Source organism: Mesorhizobium sp. B2-5-7 (genome assembly GCF_006440875.1).
GTDB lineage: Bacteria > Pseudomonadota > Alphaproteobacteria > Rhizobiales > Rhizobiaceae > Mesorhizobium > Mesorhizobium australicum.
In genome coordinates, this window is sequence record NZ_VFUO01000003.1 from 738,973 (window position 1) to 757,584 (window position 18,612).

Genomic DNA, 18,612 nt, shown 5'->3' on the forward strand with positions numbered 1-18,612 from the left:
ATCTGCCGAAGGGCTTCGTCGAAATGCTCAGTGATGCCGAACAAGCCCTGCTCTCGCTGCTGCGCGCCAACGCGCGCGCCTCGACGGCCGAACTGGCGCGGCGGCTCGGCGTGTCGCGCACGACGGTGCAAAGCCGGATCGAGCGGCTGGAGCAGCGCGGCATCATCACCGGCTATGGCGTCCGGCTGGCGCCGGACTATGAGCAGGGGCTGGTCAGGGCGCATGTGCTGCTCACCGTCACGCCGAAGCTCGCCGACAAGGTGGTGCGCAGCCTGCAGGCGCTGCCGCCGGTCAGGACGCTGCACTCCGTCAGCGGCAATTTCGACATGATCGTCATCGTCGACGCGCCATCGATCCGCGACCTCGACACGCTGCTCGACCAGATCGGCGCCATGGAGGGGGTCGAGCGGACATCGTCGTCGATTATTTTGTCGACACGGATCGACAGGTGACGTTACGGCCATCTCCCCCCTTGCGGGGGAGATGGCCGCGACGCCGGCTTTCGCTAACTTCCGAAGTTAATCCATCACCAGGGGAAAACTCACCACCACGGCCAGGCCCGGCCGGCGGTCCTCGAGCGCAATGGTCGCGCCGTGCAGCTCGGCGATGGCCCTGACAAGGCTGAGGCCGAGGCCGCTGCCGGGGGTCGAGCGGCTGTGGTCCAGCCGGTAGAGACGCTGGAACACTTTTTCGCGCTCGCCGGCGGGAATGCCGGGGCCATTGTCGGCGACGCCGGCAAGCACGCGGCCGTCCCGGCGCGTCACCGAGAGTTGGATGGATGTGCCGGGAGGGCAATGGCGCAGCGCGTTCTCGACCAGATTGGCGAACATCTGCGTCAGCAGTTCACGGTCGCCATGAATGCGGTCCGTGGTCTTGTCCAGTTCCGCAGCCGACAGCACCTTGCCGTCGTCCTCGGCCACGCCGGCGTAGATCTCGGCGATGGTCCCGAGGATCTCGCCGAGATCGACGTCGGTGAAGCGCGCCTTGCGCGCGCCGGCCTCGATCTGAGCGATGCGCAGCAGCGCGTCGAAGGTCTCGTTGATCTGGTGGCCCTCGGCGCGCGCGTCGGCCAGATCGTCGGAGACGTCCTGGCGCCGTGCGGCCTTGTCGGCGGCGCTCTCCAGGGTCATCTGCAGGCGGTTGAGCGGCGTCTTCAAATCATGCGCGATGTCGGCGCTGACCTGCTTCATGCCCTCGACCAGCGCCGACAGGCGGTCGAGCGCGGCGTTGACCTGGCTGGAGACGATGTCGATGTCATCGTCCTTGCCGGTCAGCGGGATGCGGGTGTCGAGGCGGCCATGCGAAACGTCGACCATCGTGGCGGCAATGCCGTCGAGACGGCGCTGGACGCGCGAGGCGAGCAGGGCGCCGCCGGCGACGGCCAGGCCGGTGATGATCAGCGTCGCCCAGCCGAAGCTCATCAGCATGATCGTTTCCAGCTCCTCGGTCTCGGAGAGGCTGAAGGCGATGGTCAAAGTGTTGGCGCCGACCGGACCGGAATAGGCCCGGTATTCGGTGTCCGGCGGCAGGCCCGGCATTTCGGCCCCGAACATCGAGAAACCATCGGGAAGCCCCGCCGCGGTGAAGTTGCCCGCAATACGGTTGCCGGCGGCGTCGGTCAGCGAAAAGAGCTGCTCCTTCCCAGGGCTGCGCGCGGAGTGGTTTTCGACGGTCTCCACCAACTCCCTGAGATCCTTGTCGGCATAGGTCGCGGCGATGACGGCATAGGTCTCGCTGATGGTGTCGTCGAGCTGCTCGGCAAGGTCGGCGCTCATCATCTGGTAGACGATGGCGCCCGCCAGCACGAAGGCCAGCATGAACAGGAAGGCGAACGTCAGGGCAAGCCGGAATGGCGTGCTGCGCAGCAGGCGGGTCCGGGTCACGGTCATCGGAAAGTCGCCGTCATGGGAAGTTCGCGGTCATCGGAAGGTCGCGATCACTGGGAGAGCGGCGCGTGCAGGCTGTAGCCGGTGTTGCGGATGGTGTGGATGAGCTGGGTACCGAACGGCTTGTCGACCTTGGTCCGCAAGCGGCTGATATGGGTTTCGACGACGCTGGTCTTGGGGTCGAAGTGGAAATCCCAGACCCGCTCCAGCAGCATGGTGCGGGTGATGACGCGGCCCTCGCCGCGCATCAGCACCTCGAGCAGGCTGAACTCCCTCGGCTGCAGGTCGATCGGCTGGCCCTGCCTGACGACGCGCCGCATGATCAGGTCCATTTCGAGGTCGGCGACCCGCAGAACGGTCTTCTGTTCCTGCGCAGCCGGCCGCCGGCCGAGCGCGTTGATGCGGGCAAGCAGCTCGGAAAAGGCGAAGGGCTTGACCAGATAGTCGTCGCCGCCGGCCTCGAGCCCCTCGACGCGGTCGTCGATGCCGCCGACGGAGGTGAGGAAGATCGCCGGCGTGCGCACGCCGGCGGCGCGGACGGCCTTGACCATCGACAGGCCATCGAGGCCCGGGATCATCCGGTCGGCGACGATCACGTCGTAGCCGCCGCCGGTCGCGGCGAAAAGCCCGTCATGACCATTGCGCAGGAGATCGCAGACATGGCCGGCCTCGGTCAGGCCGCGCACGATATAGTCCGCCGTCCTGTGGTCGTCCTCGACGAGAAGTAGCCGCATCGCTGTTCCCTGGCTGCCGGTACCGGCGACAGGTTATCACCGGCTCGGGTCCGTTCCTAGGATCGTCGCCAACTGGCCAGGCCTTGCGGCGTCCGACCGCGGTTCACTCCGAATCCAGCAGGATGTCGTCCATCTCATCGGCATTATTCCTGAGCGTCATGTAGAGAACGAGCGCAATGATGCAGCCGAGGAAGATCAGGCTGGTGTAGGTGGTGCCGAGACCGAGGCCGCCATATTCGGCTGGCTGCGACAGCCAATCGCCGAAGGAGGCACCCAGCGGACGCGTCAGTATATAGGCGAGCCAGAAGGCCAGGATGGCATCCAGATGGATGAGATACCAGGCGAGCGCGATGAGCGCGATGACGCCGCCGAACAGCAGGCCCGTGGTCAGATAGCCAATGTCGAAAGTTTCGGCGACCAGATCGCCGGCGGCGGTTCCCAGCGAGAAGGTGAAGAGAATCGCCAGCCAGTAGAAGATCTCGCGCCTGGTCGTGAAGATGGTGTGGATCGAAAGCGTCCGTTCGCTCGCGTACCAGACCGCGAATGTCGCCGCGAGCACAACGGAAAAGGCGATCGTCGTGGTCTGCAGGCGCACGCCGAAATTGTCGACGAGGTTGTCCGTGATCAACGTGCCGACGACGCTGATCAGCACCACCGCCAGCCAGTAGGCCCACGGCACGTAGCGTTGGTGCGCGAACTGCAGAGCGAGGGCGACGACCAGCACGCCGGTCATGATCAGCGAGGTGACAGTCAAGCCGAGGCCGAGGTTGACGGCGAGATAGTCCGCCGCCGTCTCGCCCATGGTCACCGCCATCAGCTTGACCAGCCAGAAGTCGAGGGTGACGTCCGGTACCCTGTTTTGGCTCGGTGTGGGGTGTGTGTGGGGTGCGAGCATGGCTGATGTCCCGATGCCGATGGTTGCGCCGGCGGCGGAAGCGATCCGGCATTCGGATGATAGGCAAGCGACTTCTCGCCAGCCTGTCCGGCGCCATACAAATGCGTAAGGATGGCGGTGGCTGGCCCAAAAGGCCTTTACGAATGCCTCGCGATGCGCTGATAGAGGGTGAGCGCCTTGTATCCGCCATCAATGGCGTGCCCCAGTGGCCGGGCCTGCACCAGAGTGCCCAGGAAAACGCGAAAATGACCTACGCTTCCCTCAAGCCGGTTTCACAGGCTTTCGACCAGCGCAAGCGGCTGATATTCATCCGGGTCGCGGCGGTGCTGGCGGTGCTGCTCTTGTTCCTGACCAAACCGGCGCTCAGCGAAGGCTCGAACGGCCACGAAACGCTCGAATTCCTCGGCTTCTGCCTGGTGCTCGCCTGCGTCGCCGGCCGGCTGTGGAGCATCCTCTATGTCGGCGGCAAGAAGAATGAAGAGCTGGTCTCGACGGGACCATTCTCGATGAGCCAGAACCCGCTCTACTTCTTCTCGACGGTCGGCGCGGTCGGCATCGGCCTGCTCTACGGCTCAATGGTGGCCGCCGCCGCGCTTGGCGTCGCCAGCTTCCTGATCTTCCGTGTCACGGCGCGCAGGGAGGCCGAATATCTCCTGGGCAAGTTCGGTCCGGCCTACAGCGCCTACATCAAGGCGACGCCCCGGTTCTGGCCAAACCCGCTGCTCTACCACGACAATGACGAGCTGCGGTTCTCGACCCGGGCGCTGAGGCGCACCTTTTTCGACGGGCTCTATTTCCTCGCCATCTTCCCCGCCATCGAGCTGATCGAGTATTTCAGGGAGACAGGCGTGCTGTTCCCGGCCTTCATCACGCTGTACTGAGCAGCTCGCCTCGGGAAATTTGCGCGGCTGATCGGCCATCGCGACTGTCGATGGTCATTCATGGGAATCGAAACTAGCTTCCCAGCGGATAAGGCATGTAGCCGACGAAGCCGGCTATCTTCCAGCTCGCGCCGACCTTTCGGCAGAAATACAGTGTCTGCCATTTCAGCCTGTCGACGCTGCCATCCGCCTTGGCGACGCTGCCGTCGAACTTCTTGTGCAGCACGGCGCGGTCGCCGTCGACATCGATGTCGCGCAGATTGGTGACGCGAAACAGCGCCTCGCGCAGCGGCTCGGCGAATTTGGTCGCCGCCGTTTCCTTGGCCTGGCGCAGCCACTCGTCGCGGTAGATCTCCAGCCGCGGGAATTGCAGCCGCCAGGCATCGGCATTGGCCAGGAAGTGCGCATGCATGCCGAAGAAGCTTTCGGCGATGAAGTCGTTCTCGACCATGGCCCAGTCCTGGCCGATGAAGGCGTCGATGTCGCGCCGCACCAGCAACTCCCACAGCGCGTGACGGTCGGCGTCGCCGGAAGGGAACGGGTTCTTGTCGAAGGTCATTGTCGGTTTCTCCGCTCTGGAAATGCGCCCGGCCCGTATGGCGTTGAGCCCGTCCGGCAACGCGCACGATGCAAGCGCATCTGTAATAAAGCAACACGGATTTCGAACAATGTTGCTTTCCAACAAGGGCCTCTATCGGGATTGCCGCGATCGCGGTAAATCTCGTCCCAAAGCGGGCGCTGCCCGGGTGTCCCGCCGCATCACCGTAGGAGGCCGTCCCTTGCCCAAGCAGACTTTCGGAACATCACACGTGCCGCTGTCGCCCGCCGTGCGGGCCGGCGATTTCGTCTTTGTCTCGGGCCAGGTTCCCGTCGGCGGCGACGGCATCGTGGTCAAGGGCGGCATCACGGAGCAGACCGAGCAGGTGCTGGCCAATGTGAAGGCCGCATTGGCGCTCGCCGGCTGCACGATGGACGACGTGGTCAAGACCACCGTCTGGCTCGAGGACGCGCGCGACTTCGGCGCCTTCAACGCTGTCTATGCCAGGCATTTTCCGAAGAACCCGCCAGCCCGCACCACGGTCGAATCGCGGCTGATGATCGACATCAAGATCGAAGTCGAGGCTGTCGCCTACAGACCGGCCTGAGACGGCAATTCGGCCAATCGGAGGTTCCAACAATGCAATTCGACCTCCTCGTGAAGGGCGGGCGGCTGATCGACCCGGCGGCCGGCATCGATGCGCCGCGCGATGTCGCCATCGCCAATGGCCGCGTCGCCGCGATCGACGCCGACATCCCCGCGACCAGCGCCGCCCAGGTGGTGGACGCCACCGGTTGCATCGTGGCACCCGGCCTGGTCGACCTGCACAGTCACGTCTACTGGGGCGGCACTTCGCTCGGTGTCGACGCCGACAGGCTCGCCGCCAAGAGCGGCACCACCACCTTCATCGACGCCGGCAGCGCGGGCGCGGGCAATTTCCTGGGCTTCCGCCGCCATGTCATGGAGCGTTCGAAGGTGCGCATCCTGGCCTATGTCAACATTTCCTTTGCCGGCATTTTCGGCTTCTCGCAGACGGTGTCGGTCGGCGAATGCAGCGATCTCCGTCTCTGCGAGCCGCGCGAGGTGGTGGCGGCGGCGCGCGAGCACGCCGACATCGTCGTCGGCGTCAAGGTTCGCTCCGGCAAGCATGCCGGCGGCACAAGCGGCATCGCGCCGGTCGACCTGGCGCTGGAGGCCGCCGACAAGGCCGGCCTGCCGCTGATGGCGCATATAGACGAGCCGCCGCCCGGCCGCTCCGAAGTGCTGCCGCGCCTGCGCCGGGGCGACATCCTCACCCACTGCTTCCGGCCCTTCCCTAATGCGCCGGTGTTCGCCTCCGGCACGGTGCGGCCCGACATGCGGCTGGCGCGCGAGCGCGGCGTCATCTTCGATCTCGGCCATGGCATGGGTTCGTTCGACTTCGAGGTCGCCCGCGCCATGCTGGCCGAAGGGCTGGCGCCCGACGTCATCTCGAGCGACGTACATCTCTACTGCGTCGACGGGCCGGCCTTCGACATACTGGTCTGCATGTCGAAGCTAATGGCCCTCGGCATGCCGCTGGTCGAGGTTCTGCGTGCCGCGACGCAGGCGCCGGCGCGGGCGATCGCGCGGCCGGACCTCGGCACGCTGACGATCGGCACCGCCGGCGACGTGGCCGTGCTGCGGCAGCGGTCAGGCCGCTTCACCTTCGTCGATGCGGTCGGCGCCTCGCTGGTCGCCGACCAGCGGCTGGTGTCGGAAGGCATCGTCGTCGGCGGCATTTGGTGGCCGAACGAGGCGTCCGACGATGTCGGCGAGACCGAGCGCTTCGTGGCGCATGCAAACCATACGCATGTCGAGGTGGCAGCCAGGCATTTCGAACACCGGCACGATTAGCCGATCTCGAGACGGCTGCGCGATTGACGAGCGGCTTCCCCCACTCCGTCTCGGCTTCGCCGAGCCACCTCTCCCCCCTCCGGAGGGAGAGGAAGGGAGCCAAGGCCGGTGAACTTGCGCCTTTCCTCTCCCCCGTCGATCGGGGGAGAGGTGTCGAGCGAAGCTCGACGGAGTGGGGGTCGATCTCTCACCGAAGCATGCTTCCGCCTCACCGCCGCGCGTTACTCGGCGCCCCATAAACCGGCGTCTCGATCCCTTCCATCCGTGCCTTGATCTGCAGCGCGACATATTTCGAATAGAAGCGCGACAGCGCGAGATTGCCGCCGTGGAACCACAGTGCTTCCTGCGCCGTCGGCTTCCACATGTTGCGCAATTCGCCTTGCCAGGGGCCGGGGTCGCCCCTGACGCCGGAGCCGAGGCCCCAGCAGGGGCCGACCTTGTCGGCGACCTCGCGCGAGACGAGCGCCGCCACATTCTCGTTCATCGACTGATAGCCCGTGCAGGCGACGATGGCGTCGGCCTCGAGCTCGCTGCCGTCCTCGAACAGGATGCCTTTCGCCGTCAGCGATTTTATCGCGACGCCGCTGCGGATGCCGACCTTGCCGTCGATGATCAGGTCCGAGGCGCCGACGTCGATGTAATAGCCGGAGCCGGTGCGATAGGCCTTCATCAAAAGGCCGGTCTCGTCGTCGCCGAAATCGAGCGCGAAGCCGGAGGCGGCGAGACGCTCGTAGAATTCGGCGTCGCGCGCGCGGATGACGTCGTAGAGTGCGCGCTGGCCCTTGGGCACCAGCGCGAACGGCGTCGCGGCGACGATCATGTCGGCCTTCTCGGTGGTGATGCCGCGCGCCAGCGCCTCCTCGGAGAAGATCTCGAAGCCGACCTGCATCAGCGTGTCCGACTTGACCACCGTGGTCGGCGAGCGCTGGATCATGGTGACGTCGGCGCCGCTCTCCCAGAGGTCGACGCAGACGTCGTGGCCGGAACTGGCCGCGCCGATGACGGCGACCTTCTTGCCGCGGAATTTCTCGCCGCTGGCATACTGGCTGGAATGCAGCAGCTCGCCCTTGAACTGGTCGGAACCCGGCAGATCGATGTTGCGCGGCGGACCGTAGGCGCCGGTGGCGAAGACGATGTGCTTCGGCTTCAGCGTGATGCGCTGCCCGACGCGGTCGACCACCACGGTCCATTCTTTCTCCGCCTCGTCGTAGCTGGCGCTGAGGCACCTGGTGGCGACCCAGTAATTCAGCTCCATGACGCGCGTGTACATTTCCAGCCAGTCGCCCATCTTGTCCTTGGGCGTGAAGACGGGCCAGTTGTCGGGGAACGGTATGTAGGGCAGATGGTCGTACCAGACCGGATCGTGCAGCACGAGCGTGCGGTAGCGGTTGCGCCAGGAATCGCCCGGCCGTGCGTTCTTCTCGATGACGATGGTCGGCACGCCGAGCTGACGCAGCCGTGCGCCGAGCATGATGCCACCCTGGCCACCGCCGATGACCAGGCAATAGGGTTGCTCCGTTACGCCGAGTTCGCGCGCCTCGCGTGCCCGCGCCTCCGACCAGGTCTCGCGTTCCGGGTCCGCCTTGTGGCGCACGCCCAGCGGCCGCGCCGCGCCCCTGCGCTCCTCGAAGCCTTTCAAGTCGGTCATCGCCGTGAACAGGGTACGGCAGCGGCCGTCGCGCAGCCGCATGATGCCTTGGCCCGTGGCCGCCGCCGTCTCGAAGGTGAACCAGGCCTCGATCGTGCCTTCATCCGAAGTTGCCTCGCCGGTTAGCTGCCACGCGGCAGGCTTCGTGGTCGCCAGCGTCGACTTCAGCATGTCGGCGATGGCCTCGCGGCCTTCCACCGTCGTGACGGTCCAGGTGAAGGTCAGCAGGTCGCGCCAATAGCAATCGTCGACGAACAGGTTGCTTGCGGCCGGCACGTCGCCGGATTCAAGCGCGTGCGAAAAGGAGCCAAGCCATGCGGCCGCCTGTTTGGATGGTGACATTTCGAGCATGTTTTTCCCTCTTGTATGCGTTCAATCTGTATAGCGGGACGGCAACTGTCGAACTCGGCGCTGCCCCTCATCCGCCTGCCGGCACCTTCTCCCCGTATAGTGACGGGGAGAAGGATTAGTCGCCGAGCGGCTCCATTTCCTTGCCCGTGCGGTGGATCTGGGCGTTGTATTTGATGCGGCGCACGGTCTCGCGGGCCGGGCCGTCGAGCTTGTAGGCCGACGCCACCGCCAGGAGGTCGATCATCGCCAGGAAGGCGAAGCGCGAGGCCGTCGGCTTCAGCGTGTCGGGATATTCGGGCACGGCGACCGTCAGCCTGACGTCGCAGGCGCGGGCGAGCTCGGTATCGGGCGCCGTCACGGCGATCGCGTTGGCGCGGTAGTGCTTGGCGAGTTCGACCGCCTCGATCACCTCGCGCGTGCGCCCGGTCGCCGAGATGGCGACCACCAGGTCGCCGGGCTTCAGCGTCGAGGCGGTCATGCGCATCAAATAGGGGTCGCACTGGGCGCTGATCGAGATGCCATAGCGAAACAGCCGGTACTGAGTTTCCTGCGCCAGCGCCGAAGAGCTGCCGCCGAGCCCGAACACGGTGACCTGGCGGGCCCGGGCGATCAGCTCGGCGGCCTTTTCCAGCTCACCCGGATCGAGCTGCCGTTCGGTTTCCTGCAGCGCCCGGCGCGCTTCGCCGAACACCGCGTTCCAGAACGGCATGGCGGCGTCGCCCTCCCTGGCCGGCGACGTGTCCAGGTAGAGCGCGCCGACGACGAGGCTCTGCGCCAGCTTCAGCTTGAAGTCGCGCACGCCCTCGCAGCCGATGGCGCGGCAGAACCGGGTCACCGTCGGTTCGCTGACGCCGGCGCGCTGGGCTAGCGCCGCGTTGGAGGCGTCGACGGCATATTTGACATTTTCGAGCACGACATCGGCGACGCGGCGTTCGGCCGGGCGCAATTCGCCGTAGGAATCCTTGACCAGCGAGATGATGTCGGGAATGCGCCGGACGGGTTCGCCCCCGGTTCCCTCTTCGTCCGCGATCGGGTGGCTGGCAGCTTCGGTCATGAAGGCGGTGTTCCCTAGCCCGTTTTCGACCTGACCTCTTATCATGTTTGCACGCTGTCGTTCCATGCGCAGGACGGCGCTGCAACCGATGCGTGCCGCGAGGGCATTCGCGTGTGCGCCTGCCAAATCATGTAGGAAAGCAACACGAATTTCAAGGCAAAGAATACAACGTAAAAACAGATAGTTATTCCTAGTAGTCGGTTCTCGTCCCATGCTCGCCGTCGTCGACGCTTGACAGGAAAGTAGGATAGTTACACACTGATTTTTGACAGTCTGATGACCTTTGGATCATCACGCAATCTCCGAGGGGCGGATGAACGCGGGCGAGATAACAACGCCGAAGCTTGGCGTGCAGGCAGCGACCAAGATCTATCACACGGCGTCCGGCGACCTCTTGGCGCTGGACCGCTGCAGCCTCGACGTCAGAGCCAATGAAATCGTCTCGATCGTCGGCCCGTCCGGTTGCGGCAAGACCACGCTTTTGTGGTCGATGTCGGGGCTGCACGGCCTGACAAGCGGCGCGATCAAGCTCGACGGCAAAGAGATTTCCGGGCCGCATCCCGATATCGGCATCGTCTTCCAGGAAGCCAACCTCCTGCCCTGGCGCAACCTCGACGCCAACATCCGCTTCCCCTTCGAGATCAAGGGCGAAAAACCGGACCGCGCCTGGATCGCGCATCTGCTGAACCGCGTCGGCCTCGACGGCTTCGGCGGCAAGTTCCCGCGCGAGCTTTCGGGCGGCATGCAGCAGCGCGCGGCGATCGTGCGGGCGCTGGCGCTGAAACCCTCGGTGCTTTTGATGGACGAGCCGTTCGGCGCGCTCGACAGTTTTACCCGCGAGGAGATGAACCGGCTGGTCGAGGAGATCTGGCTCGACACCAAGACCACCATCGTCTTCATCACCCACTCGATCGAGGAAGCGATTTTCCTCTCCGACCGCGTCGTGGTGCTGAGCGCGCGGCCGGGCCGCGTCGCCAAGGAATACCGCGTGCCGTTCCCGCGGCCGCGCTCGCTGGAGATCATGGCGACGAAGGAGGTGTTCGACCTCACCAACCGGATCAAGATGGACATTGTCGGAGAGCGCACCAGACCGAAGGCGCCGGAGCGCCCGAGCGCCGAGATCGTGAGGATCAGGCCGTGAGCGACGCCATTCCCGAATTTTCGAAGTCGAAGTCAGGCGATGGGCAAGACGTCAGCCTGACCAACCTCTCGGCCTTCGCCAGCGGCCCCGGCATCAAGTCGGGCAAGGAGGTGGCGGCCATTCTCGCCGTCGCCGTCATCATCATCGGCGGCATCGAACTGGCGCTGCGGCTGTTCCATGTGCCGCTCTACATCATGCCGCCGCCGAGCTCGATCGCCTATGCGCTGTTCGACGAGTTTCCGCTGATCGCGCCGCATCTCGGCTATACGCTGGTCGAGCTGGTGTCCGGCTTTGTCATCGGCGCCGCCGTCGGTCTGGTGCTGGCCGCCGTCATCACCCAGTTCCCGTTCGCGGAAAAGATCGTCGCGCCGTATATATTGCTGCTGGTCACCACTCCGATGCTGGCGCTGGTGCCGCTGCTCATCTTGCGTTTCGGTTTCGGCTACACGCCCCGTATCATCGCGGTGGCCCTGGCCGCCGGGCCGATGGTGATGATCAATGCCGCCACCGGCTTTCGTCGCGTCGACAGCGCCAAGATCGCGCTGGCGCGGTCCTATGGCGCCAGCACCTTGCAGATATTCTGGAAGATCCGCGCGCCGATGGCGCTGCCGATGATCCTGGTCGGGCTGATGATCGGCGCCATCTTCGGCCTGCTCACCGCCGTCGGCGCCGAGATGGTCGGCGGTGGCTTCGGCCTCGGCAACCGGCTCACCACCTATTCGTCGATGATCCAGATGCCGCAATTCTTCGCCGTGGTGCTGATCCTGTCGATGCTCGGCATCCTGATCTACGTGCTGTTCTTCCTCATCGGCAAGAAATGGGCGAGCTGGGAGGCTTGACGCAGAAGCAATGACCACGCCCGGGAGGCGGGCGGCAAGGCAGACTGACATCAAACAAAAAAGGGGAATGCCATGACCAAAGACAATTTCATCCAGCAGGCGGGGATGAGCCGCCGCATCTTCCTGCAGGTCACCGGCGCCGGGCTGGTGACGGCGACTGCGCTCGGCGCCACCGGCCTCAGGGCGAGGGCCGAGGCCTATGGAAAATTCACCTGGATCTCGCCGCGCGGCACGCTCGAAGTGCTCGACGACTACCCCTACTGGGCGGCCAAGAAGGCCGGCTATTTCGACGGGCTGGACACCGACATGCAGCCGGGACCGTCCGACGGCACGGCGACGGTGAAGTTCGTCGATGTCGGCCAGGCCGATATGGGCTTTCCCTCGCCCGGCGTGTTCTCCTTCGCCATCCAGAACGGCATGAAGCTGAAGTCGGTGTTCCATATGGGCGCGCGCGACACGTTCAGCATCGCTTTCCGCAAGGGCGAGGGCTCGAACGACCTGAAGAAGCTCGAAGGCAAGACCATCCTGCTTGGTTCCGCAGCCTGGCAGTCGATCACCGATCCGCTGCTTGCCGCGCAAGGCGTCGACATCAAGAAGGTCAAATATGTCGAGGCCGGCTGGCCGACCTGGGGCACCGCGCTTGCCGGCGGCCAAGGCGACGCGGCGCTGTCATGGGAAGGGCTGCGCGCCGAATGGATCGCCAAGGGTCTCGACTTCGAATACTGGCTCGGCGTGAAGAACTCGAAGCTGCCGGCCAACACCTTCGTCGTGCGCGCAGCCGATCTCGAGGATCCCGACAAGAAGGCGTTCCTGGAAAAATACCTGCGCGGCTGGGCGATGGGCCTTGAGTTCGGCTATCAAAATCCGCGCGCGGCGGTCGAAGCGGTGTTCGAGCAGTTCCCGACGCTGGCCAAGAACCTCGGACCGGAGCTCGGCACCACCTCGATCCTGCAGCAGATCAACGTCTTCCGCGGCGACATGGACAAGCGCGGCGGCTGGGGGTCGCACGACATGGCGAGCTGGCAGGGCTTCTTCGACGAGATCCACAAGATCGGCCAGATCACCAACCCGGTGAAGGCCGAGGATGTCTGCAGCAACGACCTGATCCCGGCCGCCAACGACTTCGACAAGGCCAAGGTCAAGGCCGACGCAGACGGCGTCAAACTGTCGGAAGGCTTTGCCGCGCTCGATGTCGAGAAGATCAAGGCGCACCTGTTCGATTCGGCGGTGAAGTAGAAGCGCGCAATTGGTGGGTGTCGGCGCCGCCCCTCATCCGCCTGCCGGCACCTTCTCCCCGTAGTGACGGGGAGAAGGGAAGCGCTCCAACGCTGGCGATTGGCGAAATCGGCGATGGCAGCGTCTTTCTCCCCGTCACTATACGGGGAGAAATGTCCAGCAGGACAATGAGGGGCGGCGCTAACCTGAACTGATTTGCTTTGGGCGAAACGCTATGGGTGGCAACGGACTGCCGCTCACTCTTGAAATCAAAAGCATGGGAGGCGGATGTGGCCGACAAGGTAAAAGTGCTGGTGGTGGGTCTCGGCAATATGGGTGCGTCGCACGCCAGTGCCTATCATCGCTCGGAGGGGTTTGAGATCGTCGGCATCATGAGCCGCTCGATCAGGAGCAACACGAAAATCCCGGCCGAACTCGCCGGTTATCCGCTCTACGAGGATTTCGACCTGGCGCTGGGGGAGACCAGGCCGGACGCGGTCTCGATCAACAGCTGGCCGAACACCCATGCCGAATACGCGCTGAAGGCGATCGCGGCGAACTGCCACGTGTTCATGGAAAAGCCCTTGGCCACCAACATCGAGGACGCCGAAAAGGTGGTGGCGGCCGCGCGGGCGAAAAACCGCAAGCTGGTGCTCGGCTACATCCTGCGCGTCCACCCCTCGTGGATCAAGTTCATCGAGGTTGGCAAGACGCTGGGCAAGCCGCTGGTCATGCGGCTCAACCTCAACCAGCAAAGCAGCGGCAGCGCCTGGCACTGGCACAAGAACCTGATCGATTCGCTGATCCCGATCGTCGATTGCGGCGTGCATTATGTCGACGTCATGTGCCAGCTGACCGGCGCCAAGCCGGTGCGCGTGCATGGCATCGGCGCCAAACTATGGGCCGAAGCCGACAAGCAGAATTACGGCCACTTGCATGTCACCTTCGATGACGGCTCGGTCGGCTGGTACGAGGCCGGCTGGGGTCCGATGATGAGCGAGACGGCCTATTTCGTGAAGGATGTCGTCGGCCCGAAAGGCGCGGTCTCGATCGTCGCCGGCCAGCAGGCGAGCAGCGCGGCCGAGTTGGCCGAAGTGTCGAACTCCGCCGACATCGACCGCCACACCAAGACCGACGCGCTGAAGATCCATTATGCGGCCGTCGACGGCGACAAGAATTTCAAAAAGCCCGACGAGATCGTCAGCATGGAGGACGAGCCCGGCCACCAGGAACTGTGCGACCGCGAGCAGGCGTTCTTCCTGCGCGCCATAAGCGAGGACCTCGATCTGACCGAGCAGATGGACGCGGCGGTCAACAGCCTGCGCATCGTGCTCGCGGCCGAACAGAGCATAGAGCTGGGACGGACGGTCGAGCTGGCCTGATGCTATCCGGCTGTTGGCGCTGGAGGCGGCGGCGCAAGAAGAACATTGGCGAGATTGGAGCCGCTGCAGGACAGTTATCTCAGGTTTGCGCTGCCCCTCACTGCCCTGCCGGGCATTTCTCCCCGTAGAGTGACGGGGAGAAAGACGCTGTCACCGACGACTGCGCCAACTTCCTAACGTCACAGGAATGGCGCCGAGGTTGCGGCAGTCCCACTTCTCCCCGTCACTCTACGGGGAGAAGGTGCCGGCAGGCGGATGAGGGGCGGTGCCAACATTGGCAAATGACAGAAGCGGTAGCTCGGTCGCCTCGACGAGCGACGTTGAGGACAGAAGGATCGGGAGGAGAGACATGGTCACCGACAGTCTTTTGAAAACCTATGCCGAGTCCGATGCGCTTGGCCTCGCCGCGCTGGTCCGCGGCGGCCAGGTTTCGCCGGCGGAACTGGTCGAGGCGGCGATCACGCTGGTCGAACGGTTGAATCCGTCGCTCAACGCGGTCATCCATCGCCTCTATGACATGGCGCGCGCGCAGGCCGCGACGGTCGACAGATCGGCACCCTTTGCCGGCGTACCATTCCTGCTCAAGGAACTGGCCTCGTCCTGGACGGGTGCGCCCAACACCAATTCCTGCTTCTACCTCAGAGATGTCGTCGCCGATTTCGACACCGAAGTCGTTCGCCGCATGAAGGCGGCGGGACTGGTGCTGGTCGGCAAGTCGAACGCGCCCGAAAACGGCTGGTCGATCACGACGGAACCAAAACTCTACGGCACGACGAAAAACCCGTGGAAGGAGGGCATCACGCCAGGCGGCTCGAGCGGCGGTGCGGCCTCGGCTGTCGCCTCGCGCATGGTGCCGATCGCGGAGGCCAGCGACGGCGCCGGTTCGATCCGCATCCCCGCCTCCTGCTGCGGGATCGTGGGCCTGAAACCGTCGCGCGGCCGCGTCAGCCTGGCGCCGTTCGGCGACTATTGGTATGGCGGTGCCTACTTCCTCTGCTGCTCGCGCACCGTGCGCGACACGGCGGCCTATCTCGATGCGGTGGCCGGCGCGCTGCCCGGCGAACCCTATACGCCGCCGGTGCCGGATGCCTCCTGGCTCAGCCTGTCGGCGCGTGCGCCGAAAAACCTGCGCATCGGCTTCACCGTCACGCCGCCCAACGGCACCGCCATCGATCCGGAGGTGAAGGCGGCGGTGCTGGCGACCGTGGCCGCATTCGAGCGTTTGGGGCATCATGTCGAGGAGCACGACATGCCGCTCGATGCCGACGGCGTATGGGCGACCTACACCAACATGACCTGCGTGCAGACGGCGGCGACCTTCGACTCCCTGGAAACGGTGATCGGCCGGCCGGCGACGCCAGGCGATGTCGAGGCGGTGACCTGGGCGATCATCGAGCGCGGCCGCGCCACCAGCGGGGTCAGGCACATCTCCGATGTCGAGCAGCTCCGGCAGGTCGGCCGCGATATTGTCGGCGATCTCAAGGCCTATGATCTCTTCGTCACGCCCACCTTGACGCAACTGCCGCGGCCGTTCGGCTATTACGATATGTCGGAGACCGACATCGACCGCTACAACGCCAAATGGACGGATGCCGTCTTTGCCTTCCCCTTCAACATCTCCGGCCAGCCGGCGATCTCGCTGCCGCTCGGCTGGTCGCAGGGCGGCGTGCCGGTCGGCGTGCAGCTGGTCGGCCGCTACGGCGACGAGGCGACGGTGCTGGCGGCGTCGGCACAGCTGGAACAGGAAATGCCATGGAGGGACAGGCGGCCGCCGGTGAGCGCTTAGTGACCTGTACGGAGGTTTGATCGCTGAACGGCAAAACCTTTCCCGTCGTCATCCTGGGGCGTAGCAAGGAGCGCAGCGACGCAGCGCAGACCCCAGGATCCATGCCGCGACATCAAAGCGTTCCCGGCGGTCCAAAATTCTGCTCCGCTGCACCCCACGGAAAGGTCACGGCATGGATCCTCGGGTCTCCGCGACGGAGCTTCGCTCCTGCTTCGCCCGTGGATGACGAAGGTGGAGGGACCTCAGCCAATTTCCGGAGGTGCAGATCTCAAGCCTCCTACTACCCAATCACCTCCAGCCGCCGCGGCAGCCGGTTCATCGCGACCGGCCCATCCGGCGTGATCAGGAACTGGTCCTCGAGGTTGAAGCTGGCGAGGCCGTCGATGTAGAGCGGGATTTCGAAGGCCAGCACCATGCCGGCCTCGATCACGACCTCGCTGCCGGCCGATATGAACGGCCATTGCTCGGAAAAGACCGACTGCCCGACGCCGTGGCCGAAGTGGCCGCGGCGGTAGGAGCGCAGGCCTTGGCGCGCCAGGCTGTCGGTGGCGACGCGGTGGACATGGGCAAGCGTGTTCCCGGGAACAAGCTCGGCCAGCCCATCGTCGAAGGCGCGCTCGGCAATGGCGTGCAGTTCGGCCTGATCAGCCGAAGGCGGGCCGAAGGTGAAGTTGCGCGACATGTCGGAGGCGTAGCCACCGACCGTACAGACCATGTCGCATTTCAGCGGATCGCCCGCCACGGCCCTGGCGTCGGCGCCCTTGGCCCGGGCGCCCAGCGTCACATATTCGGCCGTGATGACCGGGTGGGACAAGCCGGCCGCCGCCGTGGCTACGCCCTGCCGGTAGAGCGCGACGAGATCGCTCTGGCGCATCCCGGCCATGGCATCGACCTGCAGCCGCTCCAGGCCGGCTTCCGACAGGATGATGCCTTGCCGCAGCAGGTCGATCTCGCGCTGCGACTTGAGCGCGCGCAGCCGGTCCAGCACAAGCGAGCCGTCCACAACAGGGCTATCCGGCAGCAGCGCCTGGATGGCGGCAAAATCGGCGGCGGGAATGAAGTCGAGGTCGACGCCGAGCGTGGCGCGCTCCAGCCCGAAATCGGCGAGGATTGCCTGCAGCTGTCGCACCGAGCCGGCGAGGTCGAAGGTGGCGGGACGCGCGAAATCCGGCGCGCGGCCGGGCAAAGCCTGGCCAGCCTCGATACGCTCCGCCAGGGGCAGCCCGGCAGGCCCTGTCTCGACCGGCGCTGCTTCGATCCAGATCGGGTGCGAGCGCACGACCATCTCGGGCGCGGCGGTCCGCAGTTGCGTGGCATTGAAGTCGGCGACCACGACGCCGATCGGCAGGTCCTGCCTGGCCGGGACGACGACGAAGCCGGCGCCGGCGCGCCGGAACAGTCCGGCCGGACCGATCGAAGCGCCGGTCGCATAATGGAAGGCCTCGGGCGCTGAGAGCACCAGCGCGGCGATGCCGGCGCGTTGCATCAACTGCGTGGCGCGCTGCCGGTCGACAAAACCCGTCATGTGTTTCTCCGGATGTCCGAAGCGACAACGGAGCATCGCTGGTGCGGACAATCAAGACGGTTGCTCGTATTGACGCACTGATACCTTGAGTGCGGAGCGGAGACGCCCACGACTTCGTCATCCTAGAGCGGAGCAAGGAGCGCAGCGACGCAGCGCAGACCCTAGGATCCACGGTCCAGATTCTGCTCCGCTGCACCCGCCAGCACGGTCGCGGCATGGATCCTCGGGTCTCCGCGACGCCGCGCCGCGGCTGCTCCGCCCGTGGATGACGAAGGGATAGGATGTCGGCCACGGTTGCCGGCGACCCGCTACTTGATCGATTCCAGCTTGGTCAGGGCGGCGGTGAAGCCGGCCAGCGACACCGGGATGGTGACCGGCTTGCGGGTGACGGACTCCATGCCGATGTTCAGATTGGTTCCCGACTTCATCGCCTTGACGAGGTCCGGCGGCAGCGGCGTGGCGGCATAGGCGCCGTTCTGGTCGCTGGTCTGGATGGCGATGGTCGTCTTCTGTCCCTGGTCGATCTGGTAGCTGGCGCCGGACGGCAGGAAGAGGCCGTGCGGCAAGGCGAGCAGCATGGCGAGGCTGCCATTGCCGTTGTCGCGGCGAACGGTCACCGTAAGCACGCGCTGTCCTGTCTTCGCCTCGGTCAGGTTCTGCGACACCTGGCATTGAAGTTCGGAGCTCGCCGAGCCGCTGGAGCAGTTGACCGCCCAGGGATTGGCGTCGGCCGGCTTTGACTGGGCCGGTTGGGGCTTGGCGGCTTCCTCGGCAAGTGCGGGTCCGGCGCCCGACAGGATGAGCCACAGGGCACCAATACCTGCGGCCAAGCTCAAAGTATTAGCTACAGCTAAAACAACTC

At 65.2% G+C, this 18,612-nt stretch carries 17 protein-coding genes; 9 read left to right on the forward strand and 8 right to left on the reverse strand.

Annotation, left to right across the window (positions count from 1 at the left end; translation table 11 throughout):
- Positions 1-23: 23 nt before the first annotated feature.
- On the forward strand, positions 24-452 hold the full coding sequence (locus tag FJ543_RS17525) for an Lrp/AsnC family transcriptional regulator (protein ID WP_140719599.1): 429 nt from the start codon (positions 24-26) through the stop codon (positions 450-452).
- 66 nt (positions 453-518) lie between these two features.
- Here FJ543_RS17525 and FJ543_RS17530 read toward each other — a convergent pair whose 3' ends face one another.
- From FJ543_RS17530 to FJ543_RS17540, 3 genes are all read right to left on the reverse strand, one after another.
- Positions 519-1,889 (reverse strand): ATP-binding protein, encoded by a 1,371-nt coding sequence (locus tag FJ543_RS17530; protein ID WP_140712133.1) that lies wholly within the window; start codon positions 1,887-1,889, stop codon positions 519-521.
- 47 nt (positions 1,890-1,936) lie between these two features.
- Positions 1,937-2,620, reverse strand: coding sequence for a winged helix-turn-helix domain-containing protein (locus FJ543_RS17535; RefSeq protein ID WP_140660379.1), 684 nt, complete (start codon positions 2,618-2,620; stop codon positions 1,937-1,939).
- Between the two features lie 103 nt (positions 2,621-2,723).
- Positions 2,724-3,515 carry a hypothetical protein gene (locus tag FJ543_RS17540; RefSeq protein ID WP_140876132.1) on the reverse strand — a complete coding sequence of 264 codons (792 nt, stop codon included), beginning with the start codon at positions 3,513-3,515 and terminating at the stop codon, positions 2,724-2,726.
- Positions 3,516-3,760: 245 nt separating this feature from the next.
- Here FJ543_RS17540 and FJ543_RS17545 point away from each other — a divergent pair, with 245 nt between their 5' ends.
- Positions 3,761-4,396 carry an isoprenylcysteine carboxylmethyltransferase family protein gene (locus FJ543_RS17545; protein ID WP_140876134.1) on the forward strand — a complete coding sequence of 212 codons (636 nt, stop codon included), beginning with the start codon at positions 3,761-3,763 and terminating at the stop codon, positions 4,394-4,396.
- Positions 4,397-4,469: 73 nt separating this feature from the next.
- Here the strand turns inward: FJ543_RS17545 and FJ543_RS17550 are convergent, their stop codons facing one another.
- Positions 4,470-4,955: a hypothetical protein gene (locus FJ543_RS17550; protein WP_140712139.1), complete on the reverse strand. Its 486-nt coding sequence runs from the start codon at positions 4,953-4,955 to the stop codon at positions 4,470-4,472.
- Between the two features lie 220 nt (positions 4,956-5,175).
- Here FJ543_RS17550 and FJ543_RS17555 point away from each other — a divergent pair, with 220 nt between their 5' ends.
- Together FJ543_RS17555 and FJ543_RS17560 are read left to right on the forward strand one after the other, a co-directional pair.
- Positions 5,176-5,541, forward strand: a complete 366-nt coding sequence (locus tag FJ543_RS17555) for a RidA family protein (protein WP_140618195.1) — start codon at positions 5,176-5,178, stop codon at positions 5,539-5,541.
- 32 nt (positions 5,542-5,573) lie between these two features.
- Positions 5,574-6,809 carry an amidohydrolase/deacetylase family metallohydrolase gene (locus FJ543_RS17560; RefSeq protein WP_140876136.1) on the forward strand — a complete coding sequence of 412 codons (1,236 nt, stop codon included), beginning with the start codon at positions 5,574-5,576 and terminating at the stop codon, positions 6,807-6,809.
- Positions 6,810-7,017: 208 nt separating this feature from the next.
- Here FJ543_RS17560 and FJ543_RS17570 read toward each other — a convergent pair whose 3' ends face one another.
- Positions 7,018-8,808, reverse strand: a complete 1,791-nt coding sequence (locus FJ543_RS17570; RefSeq protein WP_140876138.1) for an NAD(P)/FAD-dependent oxidoreductase — start codon at positions 8,806-8,808, stop codon at positions 7,018-7,020.
- A gap of 115 nt (positions 8,809-8,923) precedes the next feature.
- Entirely contained in the window at positions 8,924-9,862 is a 939-nt protein-coding gene (locus FJ543_RS17575) for a MurR/RpiR family transcriptional regulator (protein WP_015314833.1), read from the reverse strand.
- A 313-nt stretch (positions 9,863-10,175) separates the two neighbouring features.
- Between FJ543_RS17575 and FJ543_RS17580 the strand changes: the two genes are divergently transcribed.
- The 5 genes from FJ543_RS17580 (at position 10,176) to FJ543_RS17610 (ending at position 16,225) form a co-directional block, all read left to right on the forward strand.
- Positions 10,176-11,003, forward strand: a complete 828-nt coding sequence (locus FJ543_RS17580) for an ABC transporter ATP-binding protein (RefSeq protein ID WP_140618202.1) — start codon at positions 10,176-10,178, stop codon at positions 11,001-11,003.
- Entirely contained in the window at positions 11,000-11,842 is an 843-nt protein-coding gene (locus tag FJ543_RS17585; RefSeq protein WP_015314835.1) for an ABC transporter permease, read from the forward strand. Before FJ543_RS17580 ends, FJ543_RS17585 begins: the two co-directional genes overlap by 4 nt.
- 72 nt (positions 11,843-11,914) lie before the next feature.
- Positions 11,915-13,078, forward strand: a complete 1,164-nt coding sequence (locus FJ543_RS17590) for an ABC transporter substrate-binding protein (protein WP_140618206.1) — start codon at positions 11,915-11,917, stop codon at positions 13,076-13,078.
- Positions 13,079-13,347: 269 nt separating this feature from the next.
- Positions 13,348-14,439, forward strand: coding sequence for a Gfo/Idh/MocA family oxidoreductase (locus FJ543_RS17600; RefSeq protein ID WP_140876140.1), 1,092 nt, complete (start codon positions 13,348-13,350; stop codon positions 14,437-14,439).
- A 349-nt stretch (positions 14,440-14,788) separates the two neighbouring features.
- Positions 14,789-16,225 carry an amidase gene (locus FJ543_RS17610; RefSeq protein WP_140876141.1) on the forward strand — a complete coding sequence of 479 codons (1,437 nt, stop codon included), beginning with the start codon at positions 14,789-14,791 and terminating at the stop codon, positions 16,223-16,225.
- Between the two features lie 280 nt (positions 16,226-16,505).
- Here FJ543_RS17610 and FJ543_RS17615 read toward each other — a convergent pair whose 3' ends face one another.
- Positions 16,506-17,750, reverse strand: a complete 1,245-nt coding sequence (locus FJ543_RS17615; protein WP_140712155.1) for a Xaa-Pro peptidase family protein — start codon at positions 17,748-17,750, stop codon at positions 16,506-16,508.
- Positions 17,751-18,058: 308 nt separating this feature from the next.
- A complete protein-coding gene (locus tag FJ543_RS17625; protein WP_224587168.1) occupies positions 18,059-18,580 on the reverse strand; it encodes an invasion associated locus B family protein in 522 nt (173 codons plus the stop codon).
- Positions 18,581-18,612: the final 32 nt, after the last annotated feature.

Bases quoted from the DNA above. Each gene is read 5' to 3' on its own strand.
- FJ543_RS17610 (WP_140876141.1), top strand. From the start codon at position 14,789: ATGGTCACCGACAGTCTTTTGAAAACCTATGCCGAGTCCGATGCGCTT.
- FJ543_RS17545 (WP_140876134.1), top strand. From the start codon at position 3,761: ATGACCTACGCTTCCCTCAAGCCGGTTTCACAGGCTTTCGACCAGCGC.
- FJ543_RS17580 (WP_140618202.1), top strand. From the start codon at position 10,176: ATGAACGCGGGCGAGATAACAACGCCGAAGCTTGGCGTGCAGGCAGCG.
- FJ543_RS17590 (WP_140618206.1), top strand. From the start codon at position 11,915: ATGACCAAAGACAATTTCATCCAGCAGGCGGGGATGAGCCGCCGCATC.
- FJ543_RS17570 (WP_140876138.1), bottom strand. From the start codon at position 8,808: ATGCTCGAAATGTCACCATCCAAACAGGCGGCCGCATGGCTTGGCTCC.
- FJ543_RS17540 (WP_140876132.1), bottom strand. From the start codon at position 3,515: ATGCTCGCACCCCACACACACCCCACACCGAGCCAAAACAGGGTACCG.
- FJ543_RS17535 (WP_140660379.1), bottom strand. From the start codon at position 2,620: ATGCGGCTACTTCTCGTCGAGGACGACCACAGGACGGCGGACTATATC.
- FJ543_RS17550 (WP_140712139.1), bottom strand. From the start codon at position 4,955: ATGACCTTCGACAAGAACCCGTTCCCTTCCGGCGACGCCGACCGTCAC.
- FJ543_RS17525 (WP_140719599.1), top strand. From the start codon at position 24: ATGCTCAGTGATGCCGAACAAGCCCTGCTCTCGCTGCTGCGCGCCAAC.
- FJ543_RS17575 (WP_015314833.1), bottom strand. From the start codon at position 9,862: ATGACCGAAGCTGCCAGCCACCCGATCGCGGACGAAGAGGGAACCGGG.
- FJ543_RS17530 (WP_140712133.1), bottom strand. From the start codon at position 1,889: ATGACCGTGACCCGGACCCGCCTGCTGCGCAGCACGCCATTCCGGCTT.
- FJ543_RS17615 (WP_140712155.1), bottom strand. From the start codon at position 17,750: ATGACGGGTTTTGTCGACCGGCAGCGCGCCACGCAGTTGATGCAACGC.
- FJ543_RS17560 (WP_140876136.1), top strand. From the start codon at position 5,574: ATGCAATTCGACCTCCTCGTGAAGGGCGGGCGGCTGATCGACCCGGCG.